Below are 19,348 nucleotides of genomic sequence, written 5' to 3' on the forward strand. Positions count from 1 at the left end.
CCCAATCGAGAAGAAGGCTTGTGACACCCTGGTCCACGTCGCGCCAACGACTGTAACATCGCAGTCATGACCACGGACCTGCTCTCCTCCCACCGTGAGCGCCTCGACGGCGCGCTGAAGGCGATCCACGACCGCGGCTACCACTCCGCGTTCCCCGAGTCGCCGAGCCCCCGGGTGTACGGCGAGACCGCGGCCGCCGACGGCAAGGCGGCCTTCGAGGCTCACCTCAGTACTGCGTACGAGCTCGACATCCCCGGTGCGCGCGGCACGGTGGTGACCGAGCAGTCGCCGTACGGGATCGCGATGGACGTCGCGTACCCGCGGGTGGTCGAGGACGGCCTGGACGAGTTGCTCACCGCCGCCCAGCAGGGCCTGGCGGACTGGCGGCGCGCCGGGATCGACGGGCGGACCGGGGTCACACTGGAGATCCTCGACCGGCTGCACAAGCGGGTGTTCGAGCTGGCGAACGCGGTCCAGCACACCAGCGGGCAGGCGTTCGTGATGGCGTTCCAGGCCGGCGGTGCGCACGCGCTGGACCGCGCGCTGGAGTCGGTCGCGTACGCCTACGAGGAGATGAACCGGTACCCGGCCACCGCGACCTGGGAGAAGCCCGCGAAGGGTGACCCGATCCGGATGGAGAAGACGTTCACGGTCACCGGCCGCGGCGTCGCGCTGGTGATCGGCTGCAACACGTTCCCCACCTGGAACTCGTGGCCCGGCCTGTTCGCCTCCCTGGTCACCGGCAACGCCGTAGTGGTCAAGCCGCACCCGCTGGCGGTCCTGCCGCTGGCGATCACGGTCGAGGTCTGCCGCGAGGTGCTCGCCGAGGCCGGCTTCGACCCCAACCTGGTCACCCTGGCCACCGAGCGGGCCGGTGACGGCCTGGCCAAGCCGCTGGCCCAGCGCCCCGAGGTGAAGCTGATCGACTTCACCGGCGGCAGCGAGTTCGGCGAATGGCTCGAGCAGAACGCGACGCAGGCGACCGTCTTCACCGAGAAGGCCGGTGTCAACGCGGTCATCATCGACTCCACGGACTCCTTCACGGCGCTGTGCAACAACCTCGCCTTCACCCTGAGCCTGTACTCGGGCCAGATGTGCACCACCACCCAGAACCTGTTCGTCCCGGCCGGCGGGATCGAGACCGACGAGGGCCACAAGTCCTTCGAGGAGGTCGGCTCCGGGATCGCGACCGCGATCGGCAAGCTGCTCGGCGACGACGCCCGCGCGGTCGAGATCCTCGGCGGCATCGTGAACCAGGCCGTGATCAGCCGCCTCGAGCTGGCCCCGGAGTACGGCGAGGTCGTGCTCGAGTCCCGCGCGATCCAGCACCCGGCCTTCCCGGAGGCGGTCGTCCGTACGCCGCTGCTCGTCGCGATCGACGCCGAGGACGCCGATGTCTACCGGCGCGAGTGCTTCGGCCCGGTGTCGTTCCTGGTGAAGACGGCCGACACCGCACAGGCGATCGAGCTGTTCCGGTCCACGGTGACCGAGGGTGGCGCGATGACCGCGGGCATCTACTCGACCGACCCGAAGATCCTGGACGAGGCCCGGGACGCAGCCCTCGACGCGGGCGTCGCGCTGTCCGAGAACCTGACGCAGAGCGTGTTCGTGAATCAATCGGCTGCTTTCAGCGATTTCCACGGCACCGGGGCGAATCCGGCGGCCAACGCGACATACACCGACGGCGCTTACGTTGCGAGTCGCTTCCGCGTCATTCAATCTAGGCGTCATGTCTGAGGCCCTGGATACTCCGCTCGATTCAGCGAACCTGCGCGAAGCGCTCACCTACTACGACAGCTGGCTGAGGTTCAACCAGCGGTATCAACGCGTCCCCGGGGTCCAGGCCGCCGTGTACGCCACGGACGCCGTGGTGTTCTCGAGCGCGTACGGCCGCGCCGACGTGGAGAACGACGTACCGCTGACCGACCAGCACCTGTTCCGGATCGCGTCGCACTCGAAGACGTTCACCGCGACCGCGATCCTGCAACTGGTCGAGCAGGGCCGGCTGCGGCTGGACGACAAGGCGTCGCAGCACGTCACCGAGATCGTCGGTACGGCGGCCGGTGAGCGGACCGTACGGGAGTTGCTCGCGCACGCCGGCGGCCTGACCCGGGACAGCGACGACGCGAACTGGTGGCAGTTGTCCAAACCCTTCCCGGACCGCGACCAGCTCCTCGCCGTGCTGCGGAACGAGGCGTCGGCCGTGATCGCCGAGAACGACCGCTTCAAGTACTCGAACATCGGCTACGGCCTGCTCGGGTTGCTCGTCGAGGCGGCGAGCGGGACGTCGTACAACTCCTACGTCCAGACCGCGATCGTGGACAAGCTCGGGCTGACCGGCCTCGGCCCGGAGCTGGACCCGAAGCGGTCGTCGGAGTACGCGGCCGGCTACAGCGCGCTGGCGTACGCCGACCAGCGGGTGCCGATCGAACACGTCGACACCCGCGCCCTGGCCTCCGCGACCGGGTTCTTCGGCAACGCGCGCGACCTGGTGACGTACTTCTCCGCGCATCTGCCCGGCGACGACCGGCTGCTGTCGGACAAGTCGAAGCGCGAGATGCAGCACCCGCTGTGGATCACCGGCGCCGACGAGAAGGGGCGGTACGGTCTCGGTCTGTCGGTGACGAAGGTCGGCGAGCGAGACGTGTTCGGACACGGCGGGGGCTACCCCGGCCACATCACCCGGTCCCTCGTCGACCCCAAGCAGCGAGTCGTCGTGTCGGTGCTGACGAATGCCATCGACGGCCCGGCCGGGCAGCTCGCCGAGGGCTTCTTCCGGCTCCTCGACCTCGCCACGACGAAGGAACGCGGTGACGCGACCGGCCTGGCCCGGTTCACCGGCCGCTTCGCGAACCTGTGGGGAGTCGCCGATGTCGTGCTGCTCGGGGGCCGTCTCTACGCGACCGACCCGACCGGCGCGAACCCGGCCGAGGAACCCCAGGAGCTCGAGGCCGACGGCGACACCCTGCGCATCATCAGCGGCAACGGCTACGGGTCCTACGGGGAGTCGTACAGCTACGCCTTCGACGCCAACGGTGAAATCGCCTCGGTCAGCGGCGCCGGCGGGCTCACCCTGCACCCGATCGACAAGTTCAGCCTCCCGGAGCGGGTTACCGTGGCGCAGTGACCATTCACGGCGATCACCCGTTCCTGCCGCCCGAGTCCGAGCGGAGTCCGGTCCGCCGGTTCCGCGGGCGGCTGCCGTCGCCGGTCGGCCTGTGGACGACGGAGTACGACGGGAAACGGGCCGGGCTCACCGTGTCGTCGATGCTGGTGGCGGACGGCGAGCCCGGGTACGTGATCGGGCTGCTCGACCCGGACTCGGACCTGTGGGAAACGTTGCGCGAGGCAAGGACCGCGGTGGTGTCGCTGCTCGGCGAACCACACCGGCAACTCGCGGACGCGTTCGGGTACGTCGCACCGGCTCCCGGTGGCCCGTTCCGGCTGATCGACTGGACGGACACCGCATGGGGTCCCGCGCCGGTCGGCGTCAGTACGTGGGCCGGCTGCACGCTGGTCGATCCGGACCCGCCTGAAGTCGGGTGGAGCCTGCAGGTCCAGCTCGAGATCGCGCACGTCGAGTTCGGCCCGGACGACGTACCGGCTCTGGCCCACCGGCGCGGACGGTACGTGACGATCTGACCCTGTTGACGACGGCTGGCTAATGGCATTAGCCTCTGGGCTATGGTCGTTAAAGGGTCGCTGACGCCTGCTGCCGTGGTCGAGGTGGCACTGCGCATCGTCGACGAGCACGGGCCGGACGGCCTGACGCTCGCCGCCGTCGCGCAGGGCTGTGGGGTCGCCACGCCGTCGCTGTACAAGCACGTGGCGAACCTCGGCGAGCTGAAGACACTCGTCGGGGTGCGGGTCCTGGAGGACATGACCGAGCAGTTCACCGCCACTGTCCTGGGCATGAGTCGCGACGAGGCGGTCACCGCACTGATGCACGCCTACCGCGCTTACGTCGCAACCCATCCGAAGCGGTACGCCGCGATGCCGGTGGACCCGCTGCACGACCCGGTGCAGGAGGCAGCGGGCAAGAAGCTGACCGGCGTCATGTTCGCCACGCTGCGCGGCTACGGTCTCGAGGGCCCGGCGGCGGTGCATGCGATCCGGCGTCTCCGGGTGCTCGTGCACGGCTTCGCGTCCGTCGAGTCGGCAGGCGGCTTCGGCCTGCCCGAGGACCTCGACGAGACCTACGACCAAATCGTCCGGATGTATCTCGCCAGTCTGAGGAATGAATCATGAGGATCCCGCTGTCCGTCGCAGGCGTTCTGTTCCTGCTCTATCCCGCCCTCCGCCCGTGGGAGGACGAGTCGACCACCGCCGGTGCCGCCGCCGCGATGGGCGCCGGCGCCTGGGTGATCGCGCACCTGTGCGCGATGATCGGGTTCATCCTGGCCGCGGTCGCGTTGCTGCCGATCAACCGCACGGCGGCGATCGTGTTCTGGATCGGCGCCGGCCTGACCCTGCCGTACTACGGCGCCGAGGACTTCGGCCTGCACGCGATGGCTCACCAGTCGAACATCCTCGACCTGGCCTCGGCTGTGCGCTACAACCCGTTCGCGATCACCATGTTCGGCGTCGGGCTGCTGACCATGGCGGCCGGCGCGATCATCGTCGCGATCCGGCTGTGCAGCGTCCCGGCGATCCTGTTCGCGGTCGGCTTCGGCCTGTTCCTGCCGCAGTTCTTCGGCCCGCCTGCGCTGCGGATCGCCCACGGCGTACTGCTCGCGGCCGCCTGCGTGTGGCTGGCGTGGGACGCCAACCGGGTCTCGAAGGTGCCCGTTCCGGCCTGATCTAGTGTGGGCTCCATGCGAGCCACGGTGATTCATGGAGCGTTCGACGTACGGCTGGAAGAGCGGCCGGACCCGAAGATCGACGGGCCGGGGGACGCGGTGGTCAAGGTCGTTGCCTCGTGCATCTGTGGCTCCGACCTCTGGCCGTACCGCGGGGAGAACCCGGTCAAGCAGCCGCGGCCGATCGGGCACGAGTTCGTCGGCATCGTCGAGGAGATCGGGTCCGAGGTCCGCACCGTCAAGCCCGGCGACTTCGTGATCGCGCCGTTCGTGGTCAGCGACGGCACCTGCCCGCACTGCCTCGCGGGCTACCAGACTGCTTGCCAGAACCTGGTCGGCTACGGCAGTGCGAGGGCGGACGGCGGCCAGGGCGAATACGTGAAGCTTCCGTACGCCGACGGCACTCTGGTCGCGACGCCCGAGGTGCCCGACGACTCCCTCGTACCGTCGCTGCTCACACTCTCAGACGTCATGGGCACCGGGTGGCACGCGGCGCGATCGGCCCGGGTGAAGGCCGGCGACACGGTCGTCGTCGTGGGTGACGGCGCGGTCGGCCTGTGCGGCGTCCTCGCGGCCTCCCGGATGGGCGCGGCGCGGGTCGTTGCCTTGTCGCGTCATGAGCCCCGGCAGAAGCTGGCGAAGGAGTTCGGTGCCACGGACATCATTTCCGAACGTGGCGACGCGGCGCGGGACGCCGTACTCGAACTGACCGCCGGGGTCGGTGCGGACGCCGTACTGGAGTGCGTCGGTACGAAGCAGTCGATGACGACCGCGTTCGAGGTCGCGCGGGCCGGTGCGACGGTCGGCTTCGTCGGCGTACCGCACGGCGTCGAGGTGCCGATCGGGACCATGTTCGGCCGGAACGTCGGGCTGAACGGCGGCGCCGCGCCGTGCCGTGCGTACCTGCCTCAGTTGATGGCCGACGTACTGAGCGGGGAGATCGACCCGGGCAAGGTGTTCGACTCCGAGATCCCGCTCGCGGACGTCGCCGGAGGGTACGCCGCGATGCACGAACGCCGCGCGATCAAGGTGCTGCTGCGGCCCTGATCTTGTGCGCAACGGGTCTGTTCGAACACCCGATGTGCGCGCTCTCACACTGTCAAGGTGTACGGGGTCACGGCTGCGCAACGCGCCTGCGCGGAACGTTGACACCCGCCAGTAACCGGCCGAGAGTTGGGCCGTCAAGGGGGCATCGTTGTCACAGGCGGCTCCATCAACTGATCGGAGAGTGAATCATGCGTGGTGGTCTGAGTAAGACCCTGGCGCTGGTGGGTGCAGCGGGTCTTCTCGCGGTGAGCGCCTGCGGGAACAGCGACAACAGCGGTGGCGGTGGCAACTCGTCGGCGAGCAAGGACGTCACGGTCTTCACCTGGTGGGCAGCCGGTGGCGAGAAGGCCGGTCTTGACGGCCTGGTCTCGGTGTTCGGCACGACCTGCAAGGATTACAAGTTCGTCAACTCCGCCGTCGCCGGTGGCGCGGGCTCGAACGCCAAGCAGGTACTGGCGAACGACCTGCAGGCCGGCAAGCCGCCGTCCACCTTCCAGGCACACGCGGGTGCCGAGCTGAAGGACTACATCAACGCCGGTCAGGTCGACGACGTCACCCAGCTGTACAAGGACTACGGGCTGGACAAGGCGTTCCCGCAGAACCTGATCGACAACCTGACCGTCGACGGCAAGATCTACTCGATCCCGGCGAACATCCACCGGGCGAACGTGGTCTGGGCGAACCCGACCGTGCTGAAGAAGGCGAACATCGACGCCACGACGGCCCCGGCCAACGTGGACGCGTGGATCGCTGACCTGACCAAGCTGAAGGCCGCCGGAGTGAAGGCGCCGCTGGCCGTCTCCAAGGGCTTCGCGCAGGAGATGCTGGTCGAGGCCGTACTGCTCGGCGAGCTCGGCGCGGACAAGTTCAAGGGACTGTGGGACGGCAAGACCGACTGGTCCGGCGGCGACGTGACGGCGGCGCTGAACAAGTACAAGACGCTGCTCACCTTCACGAACACCGACCGCGAGGCGATCGACTGGCCGGACGCACTGGGCTACGTGAACAGCGGCAAGGCCGGCTACACGCTGATGGGTGACTGGGTCGCCGCACAGCAGTTGTCGGACAAGGTTCCGGACTCGGCGTACACCTACTGGCCGTCGCCGGGCACCGGTCAGGACTTCCAGTTCCTGGCGGACTCGTTCACGCTGCCGACGAACGGCGCCGACCCCGACGGGGCGAAGTGCTGGCTGAAGGTCGTCGGTTCGGCCGAGGGCCAGAAGGCGTTCAACACCAAGAAGGGCTCGATCCCGGCCCGCTCGGACGCCGATCCGGCCGACTACCCGAAGTACCAGCAGGGCGCGATGGCCGACTGGAAGAAGGACACGATCGTTCCGTCCTGCGCCCACGGTGCCGCCTGCACTGCCGGTCAGAACAACGACATCCTGTCCGCGCTCAGCCAGTTCAGCGGCAGCCCGGACGTCGCCAAGTTGCAGTCGGCGCTCGGCACCGCGATGAAGACGAGCTGATGCGCAGCGAGTTGCGGACCGGTTCCGGAACGGAGGACTGAGCATGCACGGAAGAATCCGCACCTGGGGACCTGGCGCCCTGGTGCTGCTGCCGACCGTGCTGCTGCTCGGGTACTTCGTCTACGGGCTGATCGCGTGGTCCTTCAACACCTCGCTGACCAGTCGGCACACCGCTCGCAAGGGTTCCTACCCGTACGTCGGGTTCGAGAACTACGGGCATCTGTTCAGTGAGGACCGGTTCCTCAACTCGCTGAAGAACCTCGGCGTGCTCACGGTGGCGTTCATCGTGGGCACGCTGGTCTTCGGTCTGCTCTGGGCACTGCTGCTGGAGAAGGGCGTACCCGGCGAGTCGATCTTCCGGTCCGTCTACCTGTTCCCGATGGCGATCTCGATGATCGCCTCGGGGGTGGTCTGGGGCTGGTTGCTGAACCCCTCCACCGGGGACGACGCCCGCGGCCTGAACCGGCTGTTCGAGATCCTCCACCTGCATTTCCTGGAGAATCCGTGGTGGACCGGTGGCAGTCGATGGACGACGATGGCGTCCATCGCGCTGCCCGCGGTCTGGCAGATGTCGGGGTACATCATGGCGCTGTTCCTGGCCGGGTTCCGGGGTATCCCGCCGGAGCTGCGGGAGGCGGCCCGGGTGGACGGCGCGTCGGAGTTCAAGCTGTACCGGCACGTGCTGTTCCCGCAGCTGTCGCCGATCGCGTTGTCGGCGCTGATCATCCTCGGCCACATCTCGCTGAAGCTGTTCGACCTGATCTACGCGATCACCGGGCCGAACCAGTTCCGTACCGAGGTGCCGGCCATCCTGATGTGGAACACCCTGTTGCGCAGCGACATGGCCAAGGCGGCCGCGATCGGGATCGTGATGCTCGCCGTCGTCGCCGTACTCGTCATCCCGTACCTCGCGTGGACCGTCCGGCAGGAGACTGAGGAATGAGCGCCGACACGACGGCTGTGACCGGGCAGGCCGCAGCGGCGATCCGCCGGAAGCCTTCGAAGAGCCGCGGCGTCATCGCGGACGGCTCGACCAGGCGCAGCCGGACGATCCGGTACGTCCTGCTGTTGCTGTTCCTGCTGTTCGTGCTGATCCCGGTGTACGTCGTACTGATCACCAGCTTCAAGACGTCCAGCGACACCACGGCCGCCGCGCAGTGGAACCTTCCGAAGACCTGGACGCTGGCGCCCTGGCGGAACGCCTGGGACGTGCTGCAGCCGTACATGATCCGGTCGCTGTCGCTGGCGATTCCGGCCGCGATCATCTCGTCGATGATCGGGTCCATCAACGGGTTCGTGCTGGCCCGCTGGCGGTTCCCGGGCGCGAACATCGTGTTCGCGTTCATCCTGTTCGGGATGTTCATCCCGTACCAGGCGGTCATGCTGCCACTGCGGGTGACGTTCACCGACCTGAACGTCACCCGGGGTATTCCGACCCTGATCATCGCGCACTGCATCTACGGCATCCCGATCTGCACGCTGATCTTCCGGAACTACTACGCCACGATTGTGCCGAACGAGATCATCGAGTCGGCCCGGGTGGACGGCGCCGGGCTGGTCCAGACGTACGCGCGGATCATCCTGCCGATCTCGATCTCCGGGTTCGTGGTGACGCTGATCTGGCAGTTCACCTCGGTCTGGAACGACTTCCTGTTCGCGTTGTTCCTGACCCAGCAGAACAACGGCCCGGTGACACTCGGCCTGGCGGCGCTGGCCGGTGGTCAGAAGGTCGACTACGCCGCCTCGATGGCAGGGGCGTTGATCACGTCGTTCCCGACGCTGATCGTCTACATCCTGCTCGGCCGCTGGTTCATCGGCGGTCTGATGGCCGGCGCGCTCAAGGGCTGACGCCCACTTCGACGACCCGTGCTCGGCTGAGCACGGGTCGTTGTCGTTCGAGTTGTCCACAGGGCGCGCGGAGGGGCCTGCGGCGGACTGGCTCCGAACGGTAATCTCACGGAGGTGACCAAGTCTCCGAGTGGACGGGACGGACGGCGCAGCCATTTGCGGCTCGTCGGCTCCGATCCCGACGAGCCCTACGCGCCGCCGGTGGGTGTCGATGTCGACACCACGCCGAGTGTCGCTGTGCTGGAGACCCTGCTGGAAACGCTCTCCCTCGACCTGGCCGCGGTGCCGGCCGCGCTGCACCCGGTGATCGCCGAGGCATCCGTGGCCCGCTCGGCGGCGATGCTCGCCGACCAGTTGTGGCCGGCCGGGCGCCCGGACGAGATCGGTGAGGTCGAGCGGTTCTTCTGGGCCGACGCAGCCCACGTTCTCGGTGAACGCCGTGACCTGGAGTCCTTCGTACTGCTGACCAGTCTGGCCCGGACGGTCGGTCCGGCCGGCCGGCTGCCGTTGCAGCGCGCCCACGTGTCCCGCCTGCGGACGCAGGACGAGGTCCCGGAGTGGGTGACCCGGATCGCCGGGTTCCGGCTGACCAGCGCGATCGTCTCCGAGGACATCACCGGCGACGGGCTCAGCGTCGTCCTCGACTACGACGACGAGCAGCATCCGCACACGCTGGTGGTGTTCGTCGACAACAACCTCGGCGGGATCATCAAGGACGTGTTCGTCGGCCCGCCGGTGGACCGCGTCCTGGACGCGTACCAGCGCGGCGGTCGGGTGACCGTCCGGACCGTGCGGCCGCCGATCGCGGCCGGGATCATCCTGCAGGCGCTCGGCGAGACCCGCGACTACGACGATCCGCCGGTCAGCGAGGACTTCGAGTTCTTCACCGGCCTGCTGGTGAACCGGCTCACCCAGATGCCGGAGCGCCCGGTCCGCCCGCCGATGCGGCCGCTGCTGTCCCCGCGGCAACGCGAGCACCTGGTCGAGGACTTCCTCGAGTCACAGCAGGCCGTTGGTCTGCCCGACGATGCCGCGGACATCGTCCGGCTGTGGATCGACCATGCGGTCGACCACACCGTCGGCGGTCCGCTCCGGGTCAGCGGGGTGCTCGTCGAGCTCTTCCTGGCGCACTGGCTGCCCCGCAAGGTCCTTGCCGACAGCACCTATTTCGACGCGGTGCCGGTCGTGGTGAAGGCCTGGCTGGAGTTCGCCGGCGAGCAGGCCAACCTGCCGCTCGACACCGTCGAGGAGGCCGTCGACGCCGTCGACGTCTGGCAGCCCGCGCTGGAGGCCGCCGCGATGATCGACCCGGTCGGCTCGAAGCCCGGCGAACGGGTCTTCCTCGACGACGCGACGAACGATCTGGAAGACGCTTACCGCGCCCTGGCCGGCCTCGGTTCACCACCCCAGCCCGACCTCCAGGGCCTCGACAACCACCAGGCCGCCACCCTCTCGGTCCTGGCGCCGCACGCCTGGCTGATGGCCGGCGAGACGTTGGGTACGGCGTATGCCCCCGACGCCTTCGACATCGCCGAACGCCTGGTCCGCGACGCCCCCGACCTGCTCGCCAAGGCCCGCCTCTCCACCTGGCCCCGCGCCATCGTCTGGCTGATCGCCCACCGCCACCGCCTGGTCGGCCCCGGCGAAGCCCTCACCCCCTACACCCTCGCCGCCGACCTGTCGTCCTCCCCGGCAACCCTCCGCAAAACCGCCAAACTCCTCACCGACACCCTGATCCTGCCCCGCTGATCTCGCCGGACGGTCCGGTGGCGGCTGCGGTTGAGTCGCGGCGGACAATGGTGGGCATGCATGTGCGTGCGCCTGAGTTGCGGGGTCGTGGGTGGTTGAACACCGGGGGACAGGAGTTGGCGCTGGCCGACTTCCGGGGCCGGTTTTTGTTGCTGGATTTTTGGACGTTTTGTTGCGTTAACTGTCTGCACGTGCTGGACGAGTTGCGGCCGTTGGAGGAGAAGTACGGGGACGCACTCGTGATTGTGGGGGTGCACTCGCCGAAGTTCGCGCACGAGGGTGAGGAGGGGGCGGTCCGGGCCGCGGTCGAGCGGTACGAGGTGGGGCATCCGGTGCTGGACGACCCGGAGCTCGTCACCTGGCAGAACTACACGGCGCGCGCCTGGCCAACGTTGGTGCTGGTGGATCCGAACGGGTACATCGTCGCGCAGTACTCGGGCGAGGGGCACCTGCACGCATTGGACGCGTTGCTGTCCGAGTTGGTCGCCGAGCACGAGGCCACGGGGACGTTGACGCGCGGCAGGTCGCCGTACGTCGCTCCTGTTGCCGAACCGACGGACCTGCGGTTCCCGGCGAAGGTGGTTGCGCTGGACAACGGGTTCCTGGTCGCGGACGCGGGCAACCACAGCATCGTGGAGCTGGCTGCCGACGCGACGACGGTCGTACGGCGGATCGGTACCGGCGAGCGTGGTTTCGTGGACGGAGGCGACTCCGAGGCGCGTTTCTCCGAGCCGAACGGACTGGTGCTGCTCCCGGACGAGGTTGCGGCCCGGACCGGGTACGACGTGGTCGTGGCGGACACGGTCAACCACGCGCTCCGCGGCGTCCACCTGCAGAGCGGGGAGGTGACGACGCTGGTCGGCACCGGCAAGCAGTGGATGGACGGTGACGGGACCGACGTACTGAGCTCACCGTGGGACGTCGCGTGGTGGGGCGGCAAGGTGTGGATCGCGATGGCCGGCGTCCACCAGCTGTGGACGTTCGACCCGTTCAGCGGGGTGACGTCGGTTGCCGCCGGTACGACCAACGAGGGGCTGAAGGACGGGCCGCTCGACGAGGCCTGGTTCGCGCAGACCAGCGGGCTCGCGGCGGACGGGGAGCGGCTGTGGCTCGTGGACTCGGAGATCTCCGCGCTGCGCTGGATCGACATGTCCGTTCACACCGCTGTCGGCACGGGCCTGTTCGACTTCGGGCTGCGCGACGGGAAGGCGAGCGAGGCGCTGCTGCAGCATCCGCTCGGGGTCACCGTGCTGCCGGACGGCTCGGTCGCGATCGCGGATACGTACAACGGCGCCGTACGGCGGTACGACCCGGCCACCGAGACGGTCGAGACGATGGCCACCGGACTGGCCGAGCCGAGCGGGGCCGTTGTCGTGGGCAACGAACTGCTGGTGGTCGAGTCCGCCGCGCATCGGTTGACCCGGATCCCGCTGGGGGCGTCCGCGGTCGCGGACGAGTTCAGTACCCGTGCGCAGCGCCCGCCGATGGATCTGGCTGCCGGTGAGGTGACGCTGGAGGTCGTCTTCACGCCGCCACCCGGGCAGAAGCTGGACGATCGCTACGGCCCGTCGACGCGGCTGCTGGTGTCGTCCACACCGGACAGCCTGCTCCGGGAGGGCGCCGGCGACTCGACGGACCTGGTCCGCCGGTTGGTGATCGATCCGCACGCCGGTTCCGGCGTACTCCACGTCGCCGTCCAGGCCGCGTCGTGCGACGACTCCGCCGAGGTCGAGTTCCCGGCCTGCCACATGCACCGCCAGGACTGGGGCGTCCCGGTCACCATCACCCCCGACGGCCCGAACCGGGTCGAACTGGTCCTCTCCGGAGCCAAGTAGTACCGGCCGCCGGCTGGGCCTGTTCAGAGTTTGGTGTTCGGGTACAGGGAAGACGTCAACCAGCCGCGGCCCGGAGGGAAGCGAGACGTCGATGAGTATCGGTGTGGGGATCTTTCTGATGGTGGTGGGCGCCATCCTGGCGTTCGCCGTACGCGACAGTTGGGACGCGGTGAACCTGCAGGTCGTCGGCTACATCCTGCTGCTCGCCGGCGTGGCAGGCATCGTCCTCTCCTTCTACATCACGAACCGCCGCCGTCGAGTGGAAACCAACGCGATCGACCCCGCAGTAGAAGAGGAATACCGAGTGGTCGAAGAACACCACCGAGACATCAGCGAGTAGCTGACCGGTGAGCGCAGCGATCTGCTGCGTCGCGCGCGGGGGTGCCTCTGTGGGCTATTCCGAGCGGAGTTCTATGTCGCCGGAGGTGGTGGTGGCGGTGATGGTGTGGCTGCCGCTCGCAGTGTTGCCGAGGTTGTCGTCGACATCGCCGTGCTTGCTGTCGAGCTTGGTCTTGTAGTCGGTGCCGGGGGCCTTGATGTCGATGTCGCCGCTCGTACCCTTGGCGGTGACGTCGTTGGCTTCGGCGAGGGTCAGTTCGATGTCGCCGGAGGTGGTTTCGACGTCCACCGCGCCGCCCTTCAGGTCCTTGCCCTCGATGTCGCCGGAGTTCGCCTTGAGGGACAGTTTGCCGTTGAGGCCGTGGACCGAGACGTCGCCGGACGTGACGTGCAGGTTCACGTCGCCGTCGACGTCGCGCAGTTCGACCTTGCCGGACGCGGATTTGGCGTCGACGCCGGCGACGCCGGAGATCTGGATGTCGCCGCTGCCGTTCTCCCCGGTGACCTTGGTTCCGCGCGGAACGGTGACCTCGTAGTCGGCGGTGCACTGCCATCCGCAGTCGCCGTCGAGCTTCAGTACGCCGTCGTTCACGGTGTACGCGTCGCCGTGCTTGAAGAACCAGAACTTGCGCGTCTCCCGGACGCTGGTCTGGTCGTCGTCGGACACCTTGATCGTGATGTCGGAGTGACCGGCGGCCAGTTGAACGGTGGCGATCTTGTCGGAGATCTTGTGGGTCTCGTCGGAGTCCCGGTCCCCGAACTGCCAGAACGCCAGCCCGGCTGCCGCCACCAGCAGGATTATGCCGAGCTGCTTGTTCTCTGCCATCGTCCGCCTCTTCTCGAGCCCCACCCAAGTTGTCGGAACGACAGTAGGCGCCGAGGCGGGTGCCGAGGATCCGGCAGATCCCCCGAGGCGTCCCTGAGCCGCCCCCTCGGTTCGCTCGGGGGCGGGGTTGTCAGGGGTGCAGTTCGCCGCGCGACACCGCGGCGGCCAGGTCGTCGCCGGTGGTGCCGAAGAAGGTCCGCGCCCAGAGCGAGTCCTCGTACCAGTACGGCCCGTCCTTGCCGGGCAGTGACGCCGGCGCGGCCCCGCGCTTCAAAGCCTGCCGGCATTCGTCGCACAACGGCAGCGTCAGCGTCGTACCGTCGGACTCGACCTTGGTCGGCCGCCCGGTCGCCCGCCCGTGCAGCGGGTTGAAGGCACACAGGTCCGGTACGGCGTCCGCCCGGCGGCCCGCCGCGGCCGCAACGGCAGCGTCGTACTCGCGCCGCCCCTTGTCGAGAAGCACCATCGCGCCGACCAGATCGACGAGATCCGGTGACGACGAGTCGAGGATCTTCGAGGCGGCAGCGTGATCGTCCAACGCGGCCTGCTGGTGGACCAGCCCCGCGCCTTCGGTCGTCGGCAGTGCCGCGAGCTGGGACCCGAGCTTGGTGAGCTCGGCGTTGGTGTCCCGCGTCAGCTTCCGCCGCCGCTCGGCCGCCACGGTTGCGGCGACATGCGGCGGGATCCGGAACGTCTGCTCGCGCCGCGGCGCCGAACCCGAACCGCCGCGCCGCCGACCGATCACCAGCCCGAGCCCGATCAGTACGACCAGACCGCCGGCGAGCGAGACCGCGACGATCCACCCGTGCCCGCCCGGTTCCGAGTCGTCGTGCCGATCCGGCGTACCCGAGGAGGGCCGCGGTGACGTACTCGGGATCCCCGGCTGGGCGAGCAGCTCGTACATCCGGGCGACCACCTCGGTCGGCCCCGCGTCGTACCCTTCGTCGTCGAGTGCGCGTTCCCGCGAGGCGTCGAGCTTCTCCTCGCTGAGCTGTGGCACGTCCTTCGTCTCGTACCAGGGGAAGCGGCTGCCGCCGTCGACGACGACGTACAGCCCCGGCTTCTGCATCGCGTCCATCACCAGCGTGAGGACGTTGCTCTCCTGGCCCTGGAACTCGTCGCTCGGCGTCAGCGGCAGGATGATCGTGTACACCGGGTACCCGAGCGCCTTGGCCTTCTTCGAGACGTCCGCGCGCAGGTTCGCGGGCAGCGCGGTCTTGTACGCCGGATCGACGTACAGTGGGTCCTTCGTCAACGCGGTCGCGATCTCGCGGGCCCGCTCCGCCGGCGTCCCGGCCGGCGCGGCTTGTGCCGGCGCGGCGACCACAAGAGTCAGCGCCGCCGCCAGGCAGGCGAACAGGATCCGGGCCTTCACGAGCGTTCCTTCCGTCGTCGTGGGGTGGCGATCGCCGCCACGATCAGTACGATGCCGCCGAGTACGCCGCCGCCGATCAGCCCGATCGCGGTCCCGCCGAGGCCGTTCCCGATCGCCTTGCCGGCGGTGAACCTGTCGTCGCCCGAGGACGACGACTCGGGTGCGGGCGTCGGCGTCGGCGTCGTCCGGGCCGGCTCCGGCGTGCTGTTCTTCGTCTGCACGACGCCGTCGAGGTACTCGGAGAGCTGCTTGCTCAGCGACTCCTTCCCGTCGGGAAAGGTCCAGCTCGGCGCAAACGCGGCGACCTGGTTCGCGACGCCGTACGTCTCGTCGCCGTTCATCACGACGTAGATTCCCGGCTTTCCGTTCGCGGCGGCCATCCGGCCGGCCAACAACCCGGTGTCGCCCTTCTCCGGGAACCACTCGCCGGTCGGTACGACGGCCACGTACACCGGCACCTTGAGACCGGAGATCACCCGGAGCATCTCGTTGCCGTCAGCAACCGATGCGAAGTCCGGGTCGACGTACAGCGGCTCGTGCGCCCAGGCCGCGACCGCGCCGCTCACGCGCGGATCATCAGCCGCCCAGGCGGTCCCGGTGAGCAGCACCAAGGTTGCCGCAAGCAACAGTACGAGCCGCCTCATCGGACCTCGTCCTTCCAGGCCGCGACCCGCTCCGGCAGGTCGTCCGAGAGCGCACCGAACCCGGTCGCCACCATCGGGTTGTCCTCCGGCTCGAGCGTCCAGTACGGCACCTGCTTGCGGTCGTGACCGAGCAGCCCGGACTTCGTCCACACCCGCAGCCCGCGCGGCGTCTTGCCTCGCCGCACGACGGACGCGCACTGCTGGCACGCCGGTACTTCGACGTCGTCCGACCAGTCGACCCTCGCCGTACCGGGGTTGTGCGTCGGGTCGAAGAAACACGGCGGCTGTACGGCGGCACCGGACGCACCCCGCTCCGCCTGCCGGGCGAGTACGAGCGCGCCGGCCGAGGCGAGCAGGTCGTCCGGGTGGTCCGCCCGGAGCGTCCGCGCCGCATCCAGCCGGCGGTACGCGTCGTCGCGCCGGTCCAGCTGCTCCGTCGTCGGATTACGCCGTTTGTCGAGCCGGGCCACCGCCCGCTCGGCCGCCCTGATCCTGTCGTCGGCCTTGAGCTGTACGTCCCACGCGTCGATAGGCGGCTCGTCCTTCGCCGGCGGCTTGCTGCGCTTGGTCACCTTCCCGCGCCGCCGCAGCCCGATCAGCAGGGTGAGCGCGAACCCGAGGACCGCGCCGACCCCCAGGCCGACGTACGCCGACCGGTCCTCCTTGTCGGTCGTCGACAGGCCGTGGTCGCCGTACGAGTGCTCCGGCTCCAGGTCACCGGCCGGTACCGGCGGTAGCGCGCGCCCGTCGAACGCCGTGGACGCCTGCTGGATCGTCCGGACGACCCGCGGCGCCGGGCGGTCCGAGACCAGGTCGAGGCGCTGCTTGTCGTCACCTTCCACGCTGCCCAGGTCACGCCCGCGCAGCCCGCCCTGGCGGTACAGGCCCGCGGTCGTTCCCCAGTAGTTGCCGTCCACAACCGCGAGGACGTACAACCCCGGCGTACCGATCCGCGCATGCAGCAGCGTCGGCATGTCGTACGTGTTCTTTTCGAGGTACGGCGTCCGCGGTACGAGCGCGACGTACACGGGTACGGCCGCGGTGCGCATCGCCGTCCGGATCCGGTCGAGCTCGGTCTTCGGGATGCCGGCCGCCAGCCGCGGGTCGACCGACAGGTGGTCGGTCCGCCAGACGGCGGCGATCCGGTCGGGCAGCTCGGGCGTGTTCGCGCGCGCCGGGAGGGCGGGCAGGAACGCGAGGGCCGCGAGCAGGGCGGTGAGGAGTCGGGCGCGCATCGCGGACAGCGTACGACGACCGGGGGTGGACACATCCAGACGGACGCAGGCAGCCATCGAGCGGTTCCATTCCCCGGAGTTGACGCGACCCTGGCTCGGACAGGGGAGACCAAGCCAGGGTCACGGTGTTTCAGGGCAGAAACGTTGCTACATCCGCACGCCCCGCAACAGGGCAGATCGTGGGGCAACCTGGGGCAGATTCGGCGAATTCATGCCCCGGCGGCCTCCGGCTCGACCCGCGCAAGTGGCCGAGCCGGAGGAGCTCAGAACGCGGTCTCGGGGAGGTCCATCACGTCCAGATCGGTGAGCTCGGCCTTGATCCGCTCGGCCCGCACAGACGGCATCGTGGACCGGACGAACCACTGCGCCGCGGCCACCTTGCCGGTGTAAAAGTCCTGGTCAGCGGCCGAAAGCTCGCCGCCGAGCCGCTCCAGCGCGACCTCGGCCTGGCGCAGCATCAGCCACGAGCAGACCACGTCGCCGAGGACGAACAACAGCCGCGAGGTGTTCAGGCCGACCTTGTAGATGTTCCGGGGGTCGCCGTTCTCGGCCTGGGGGTTGCTGGCCATCAGGGCCTGCCCCATGATGCCCAGGATCTTCTGCGTGTCCTCGAGGCCCTTGGCGAGCAGTCCACGCTCCTCCTTGAGGCGGCCGTTGCCCGCCTCGGAGGCGACGAAGGCCTGCACCTGCTCGGCCAGATGGCCCAGTGCCTTGCCCTGGTCCTTGATGATCTTGCGGAAGAACAGGTCCTGCCCCTGGATGGCGGTGGTGCCCTCGTAGAGCGTGTCGATCTTCGCGTCCCGTACGTACTGCTCGATCGGGTAGTCCTGCAGGAAGCCGGAGCCGCCGAACGTCTGCAGCGACTCGGTGCCGAGCAGCGTCCACGACTTCTCCGAGCCGTACCCCTTCACCAGCGGCAGCAGCAGGTCGTTGACCCGCTCAGCGAGGTCGTCGTGCTCCCCGGCGTACCGCGCCTGCTCGGCCCGGTCCTGGTACGTCGCCGTGAACAGGACGAGCGCCCGCAGCGCCTCCGCGTACGACTTCTGCGTCATCAGCGAACGACGTACGTCCGGGTGGTGGGTGATCGTGACCCGTGGCGCGTCCTTGGCCGGCTGGGTGAGGTCCGCGCCCTGCACCCGCTCCTTCGCGTACTCGAGCGCGTTCAGGTAGCCGGTGGACAGGGTGGCGATCGCCTTGGTGCCGACCATCATCCGCGCGTACTCGATCACCTGGAACATCTGCGCGATGCCGTCGTGCACCTCGCCGAGCAGCCAGCCCTTCGCGGGGCCTCCGTTGTTACTGTCGCCGAAGGTGATCTCGCAGGTCGTGGAGACCTTGATACCCATCTTCTTCTCGACGTTCGTGACGAAGGCGCCGTTGCGCTCGCCGGTCAGCTCACCGGTCTCGAGGTCGAAGTCGTACTTCGGAACCACGAACAGGCTCAGGCCCTTCGTGCCCGGGCCGCCGACACCCTCGATGCCCTGCGGGCGGGCCAGCACCAGGTGGATGATGTTCTCGGTCATGTCGTGCTCGCCCGAGGTGATGAACCGCTTGACGCCCTCGAGGTGCCAGGAGCCGTCGTCCTGCAGCGTGGCCTTGGTGCGGCCGGCGCCGACGTCGGAGCCGGCGTCCGGCTCGGTCAGCACCATGGTGGCGCCCCAGCCGCGCTCGATGATGTGGTGCGCGATCTTCTTGTCCCGCTCGGTGCCGTTGCGCCACAGGACGTGCGCGAAGTTCGGGCCGGCGGCGTACATGTGCACCGGCGGGTTCGCGCCGAGCACCAGCTCGGCGGCGGCCCAGCGCAGCGACGGCGGGGTCGGCTGACCGCCCAGCTCGGCCGGCAGCTCGAGCTTGAACCACTCGGCGTCCATGTAGGCGTGGTAGCTCTTCTTGAACGCCTCGGGCATCCGGACCTCGTGCGCCTCCGGGTCGAAGACCGGCGGGTTCCGGTCCGCCTCCGCGAACGACTCGGCCAGCTCGTGCTTGGCCAGCCGGTCCACCTCCGCGAGCACCTCGCGGGCGGTGTCGACGTCCATCTCGGCGTACGGGCCCTGTCCGAGCACGTCACCCCGGCCCAGGACCTCGAGCAGGTTGAACTCGATGTCCCGCAGATTCGACTTGTAGTGACTCACAGAAGCTCCCTTACTCACGAGTAACTTAAGTATATACCCGCCGGTAATGA

At 68.8% G+C, this 19,348-nt stretch carries 17 protein-coding genes; 12 read left to right on the plus strand and 5 right to left on the minus strand.

Annotated features, from left to right (window positions below; genetic code table 11):
* Positions 1-66: 66 nt before the first annotated feature.
* The 12 genes from paaN (at position 67) to ACZ5BU_RS33640 (ending at position 13,087) form a co-directional block, all read left to right on the plus strand.
* On the plus strand, positions 67-1,737 hold the full coding sequence (gene paaN / locus ACZ5BU_RS33585; RefSeq protein WP_465704493.1) for a phenylacetic acid degradation protein PaaN: 1,671 nt from the start codon (positions 67-69) through the stop codon (positions 1,735-1,737).
* A complete protein-coding gene (locus ACZ5BU_RS33590; RefSeq protein WP_465704495.1) occupies positions 1,730-3,127 on the plus strand; it encodes a serine hydrolase domain-containing protein in 1,398 nt (465 codons plus the stop codon). The genes paaN and ACZ5BU_RS33590 overlap by 8 nt, the downstream gene beginning before the upstream one ends.
* On the plus strand, positions 3,124-3,642 hold the full coding sequence (locus tag ACZ5BU_RS33595) for a flavin reductase family protein (protein ID WP_465704496.1): 519 nt from the start codon (positions 3,124-3,126) through the stop codon (positions 3,640-3,642). The genes ACZ5BU_RS33590 and ACZ5BU_RS33595 overlap by 4 nt, the downstream gene beginning before the upstream one ends.
* A 42-nt stretch (positions 3,643-3,684) precedes the next feature.
* Positions 3,685-4,248 (plus strand): TetR/AcrR family transcriptional regulator, encoded by a 564-nt coding sequence (locus ACZ5BU_RS33600; RefSeq protein WP_465704498.1) that lies wholly within the window; start codon positions 3,685-3,687, stop codon positions 4,246-4,248.
* The gene (locus tag ACZ5BU_RS33605) at positions 4,245-4,799 is read left to right on the plus strand and encodes a hypothetical protein (RefSeq protein ID WP_465704500.1); all 555 of its coding nucleotides are present in this window, start codon (positions 4,245-4,247) and stop codon (positions 4,797-4,799) included. Before ACZ5BU_RS33600 ends, ACZ5BU_RS33605 begins: the two co-directional genes overlap by 4 nt.
* A 15-nt stretch (positions 4,800-4,814) precedes the next feature.
* Entirely contained in the window at positions 4,815-5,846 is a 1,032-nt protein-coding gene (locus tag ACZ5BU_RS33610) for a zinc-dependent alcohol dehydrogenase family protein (protein ID WP_465704502.1), read from the plus strand.
* 188 nt (positions 5,847-6,034) lie between these two features.
* Positions 6,035-7,315 (plus strand): ABC transporter substrate-binding protein, encoded by a 1,281-nt coding sequence (locus ACZ5BU_RS33615; protein ID WP_465704504.1) that lies wholly within the window; start codon positions 6,035-6,037, stop codon positions 7,313-7,315.
* 43 nt (positions 7,316-7,358) lie between these two features.
* A complete protein-coding gene (locus ACZ5BU_RS33620; protein ID WP_465704506.1) occupies positions 7,359-8,258 on the plus strand; it encodes a carbohydrate ABC transporter permease in 900 nt (299 codons plus the stop codon).
* Positions 8,255-9,163 (plus strand): carbohydrate ABC transporter permease, encoded by a 909-nt coding sequence (locus ACZ5BU_RS33625; protein ID WP_465704508.1) that lies wholly within the window; start codon positions 8,255-8,257, stop codon positions 9,161-9,163. The genes ACZ5BU_RS33620 and ACZ5BU_RS33625 overlap by 4 nt, the downstream gene beginning before the upstream one ends.
* 114 nt (positions 9,164-9,277) lie before the next feature.
* A complete protein-coding gene (locus ACZ5BU_RS33630) occupies positions 9,278-10,912 on the plus strand; it encodes a hypothetical protein (RefSeq protein WP_465704510.1) in 1,635 nt (544 codons plus the stop codon).
* Positions 10,913-10,968: 56 nt separating this feature from the next.
* Positions 10,969-12,747 carry an NHL domain-containing thioredoxin family protein gene (locus ACZ5BU_RS33635; RefSeq protein WP_465704512.1) on the plus strand — a complete coding sequence of 593 codons (1,779 nt, stop codon included), beginning with the start codon at positions 10,969-10,971 and terminating at the stop codon, positions 12,745-12,747.
* A 91-nt stretch (positions 12,748-12,838) separates the two neighbouring features.
* The gene (locus ACZ5BU_RS33640; RefSeq protein ID WP_465704514.1) at positions 12,839-13,087 is read left to right on the plus strand and encodes a DUF6458 family protein; all 249 of its coding nucleotides are present in this window, start codon (positions 12,839-12,841) and stop codon (positions 13,085-13,087) included.
* Positions 13,088-13,141: 54 nt separating this feature from the next.
* On the opposite strand, the gene ACZ5BU_RS33645 is transcribed toward ACZ5BU_RS33640, so the two are convergent.
* The 5 genes from ACZ5BU_RS33645 to ACZ5BU_RS33665 all read right to left on the minus strand — a co-directional run bounded on the left by ACZ5BU_RS33645 (position 13,142) and on the right by ACZ5BU_RS33665 (position 19,298).
* Complete coding sequence (locus ACZ5BU_RS33645) at positions 13,142-13,912, minus strand: DUF4097 family beta strand repeat-containing protein (protein ID WP_465704516.1); 771 nt, start codon at positions 13,910-13,912, stop codon at positions 13,142-13,144.
* Between the two features lie 130 nt (positions 13,913-14,042).
* Positions 14,043-15,287, minus strand: a complete 1,245-nt coding sequence (locus tag ACZ5BU_RS33650; protein ID WP_465704518.1) for a hypothetical protein — start codon at positions 15,285-15,287, stop codon at positions 14,043-14,045.
* Entirely contained in the window at positions 15,284-15,931 is a 648-nt protein-coding gene (locus ACZ5BU_RS33655; RefSeq protein ID WP_465704520.1) for a hypothetical protein, read from the minus strand. The genes ACZ5BU_RS33650 and ACZ5BU_RS33655 overlap by 4 nt, the downstream gene beginning before the upstream one ends.
* A complete protein-coding gene (locus ACZ5BU_RS33660) occupies positions 15,928-17,166 on the minus strand; it encodes a hypothetical protein (protein ID WP_465704522.1) in 1,239 nt (412 codons plus the stop codon). The genes ACZ5BU_RS33655 and ACZ5BU_RS33660 overlap by 4 nt, the downstream gene beginning before the upstream one ends.
* Before the next feature lie 263 nt (positions 17,167-17,429).
* Complete coding sequence (locus ACZ5BU_RS33665) at positions 17,430-19,298, minus strand: acyl-CoA dehydrogenase (RefSeq protein ID WP_465704524.1); 1,869 nt, start codon at positions 19,296-19,298, stop codon at positions 17,430-17,432.
* Positions 19,299-19,348 lie beyond the last annotated feature (50 nt).

The sequence above is a fragment of the Kribbella sp. NPDC031520 genome, assembly GCF_055580825.1.

What these genes read in the sequence shown, in the direction of transcription:
- paaN (WP_465704493.1), top strand. Translation starts at nt 67, where the DNA reads ATGACCACGGACCTGCTCTCCTCCCACCGTGAGCGCCTCGACGGCGCG.
- ACZ5BU_RS33590 (WP_465704495.1), top strand. Translation starts at nt 1,730, where the DNA reads ATGTCTGAGGCCCTGGATACTCCGCTCGATTCAGCGAACCTGCGCGAA.
- ACZ5BU_RS33600 (WP_465704498.1), top strand. Translation starts at nt 3,685, where the DNA reads ATGGTCGTTAAAGGGTCGCTGACGCCTGCTGCCGTGGTCGAGGTGGCA.
- ACZ5BU_RS33605 (WP_465704500.1), top strand. Translation starts at nt 4,245, where the DNA reads ATGAGGATCCCGCTGTCCGTCGCAGGCGTTCTGTTCCTGCTCTATCCC.
- ACZ5BU_RS33610 (WP_465704502.1), top strand. Translation starts at nt 4,815, where the DNA reads ATGCGAGCCACGGTGATTCATGGAGCGTTCGACGTACGGCTGGAAGAG.
- ACZ5BU_RS33615 (WP_465704504.1), top strand. Translation starts at nt 6,035, where the DNA reads ATGCGTGGTGGTCTGAGTAAGACCCTGGCGCTGGTGGGTGCAGCGGGT.
- ACZ5BU_RS33620 (WP_465704506.1), top strand. Translation starts at nt 7,359, where the DNA reads ATGCACGGAAGAATCCGCACCTGGGGACCTGGCGCCCTGGTGCTGCTG.
- ACZ5BU_RS33625 (WP_465704508.1), top strand. Translation starts at nt 8,255, where the DNA reads ATGAGCGCCGACACGACGGCTGTGACCGGGCAGGCCGCAGCGGCGATC.
- ACZ5BU_RS33635 (WP_465704512.1), top strand. Translation starts at nt 10,969, where the DNA reads ATGCATGTGCGTGCGCCTGAGTTGCGGGGTCGTGGGTGGTTGAACACC.
- ACZ5BU_RS33640 (WP_465704514.1), top strand. Translation starts at nt 12,839, where the DNA reads ATGAGTATCGGTGTGGGGATCTTTCTGATGGTGGTGGGCGCCATCCTG.
- ACZ5BU_RS33645 (WP_465704516.1), bottom strand. Translation starts at nt 13,912, where the DNA reads ATGGCAGAGAACAAGCAGCTCGGCATAATCCTGCTGGTGGCGGCAGCC.
- ACZ5BU_RS33655 (WP_465704520.1), bottom strand. Translation starts at nt 15,931, where the DNA reads ATGAGGCGGCTCGTACTGTTGCTTGCGGCAACCTTGGTGCTGCTCACC.
- ACZ5BU_RS33660 (WP_465704522.1), bottom strand. Translation starts at nt 17,166, where the DNA reads ATGCGCGCCCGACTCCTCACCGCCCTGCTCGCGGCCCTCGCGTTCCTG.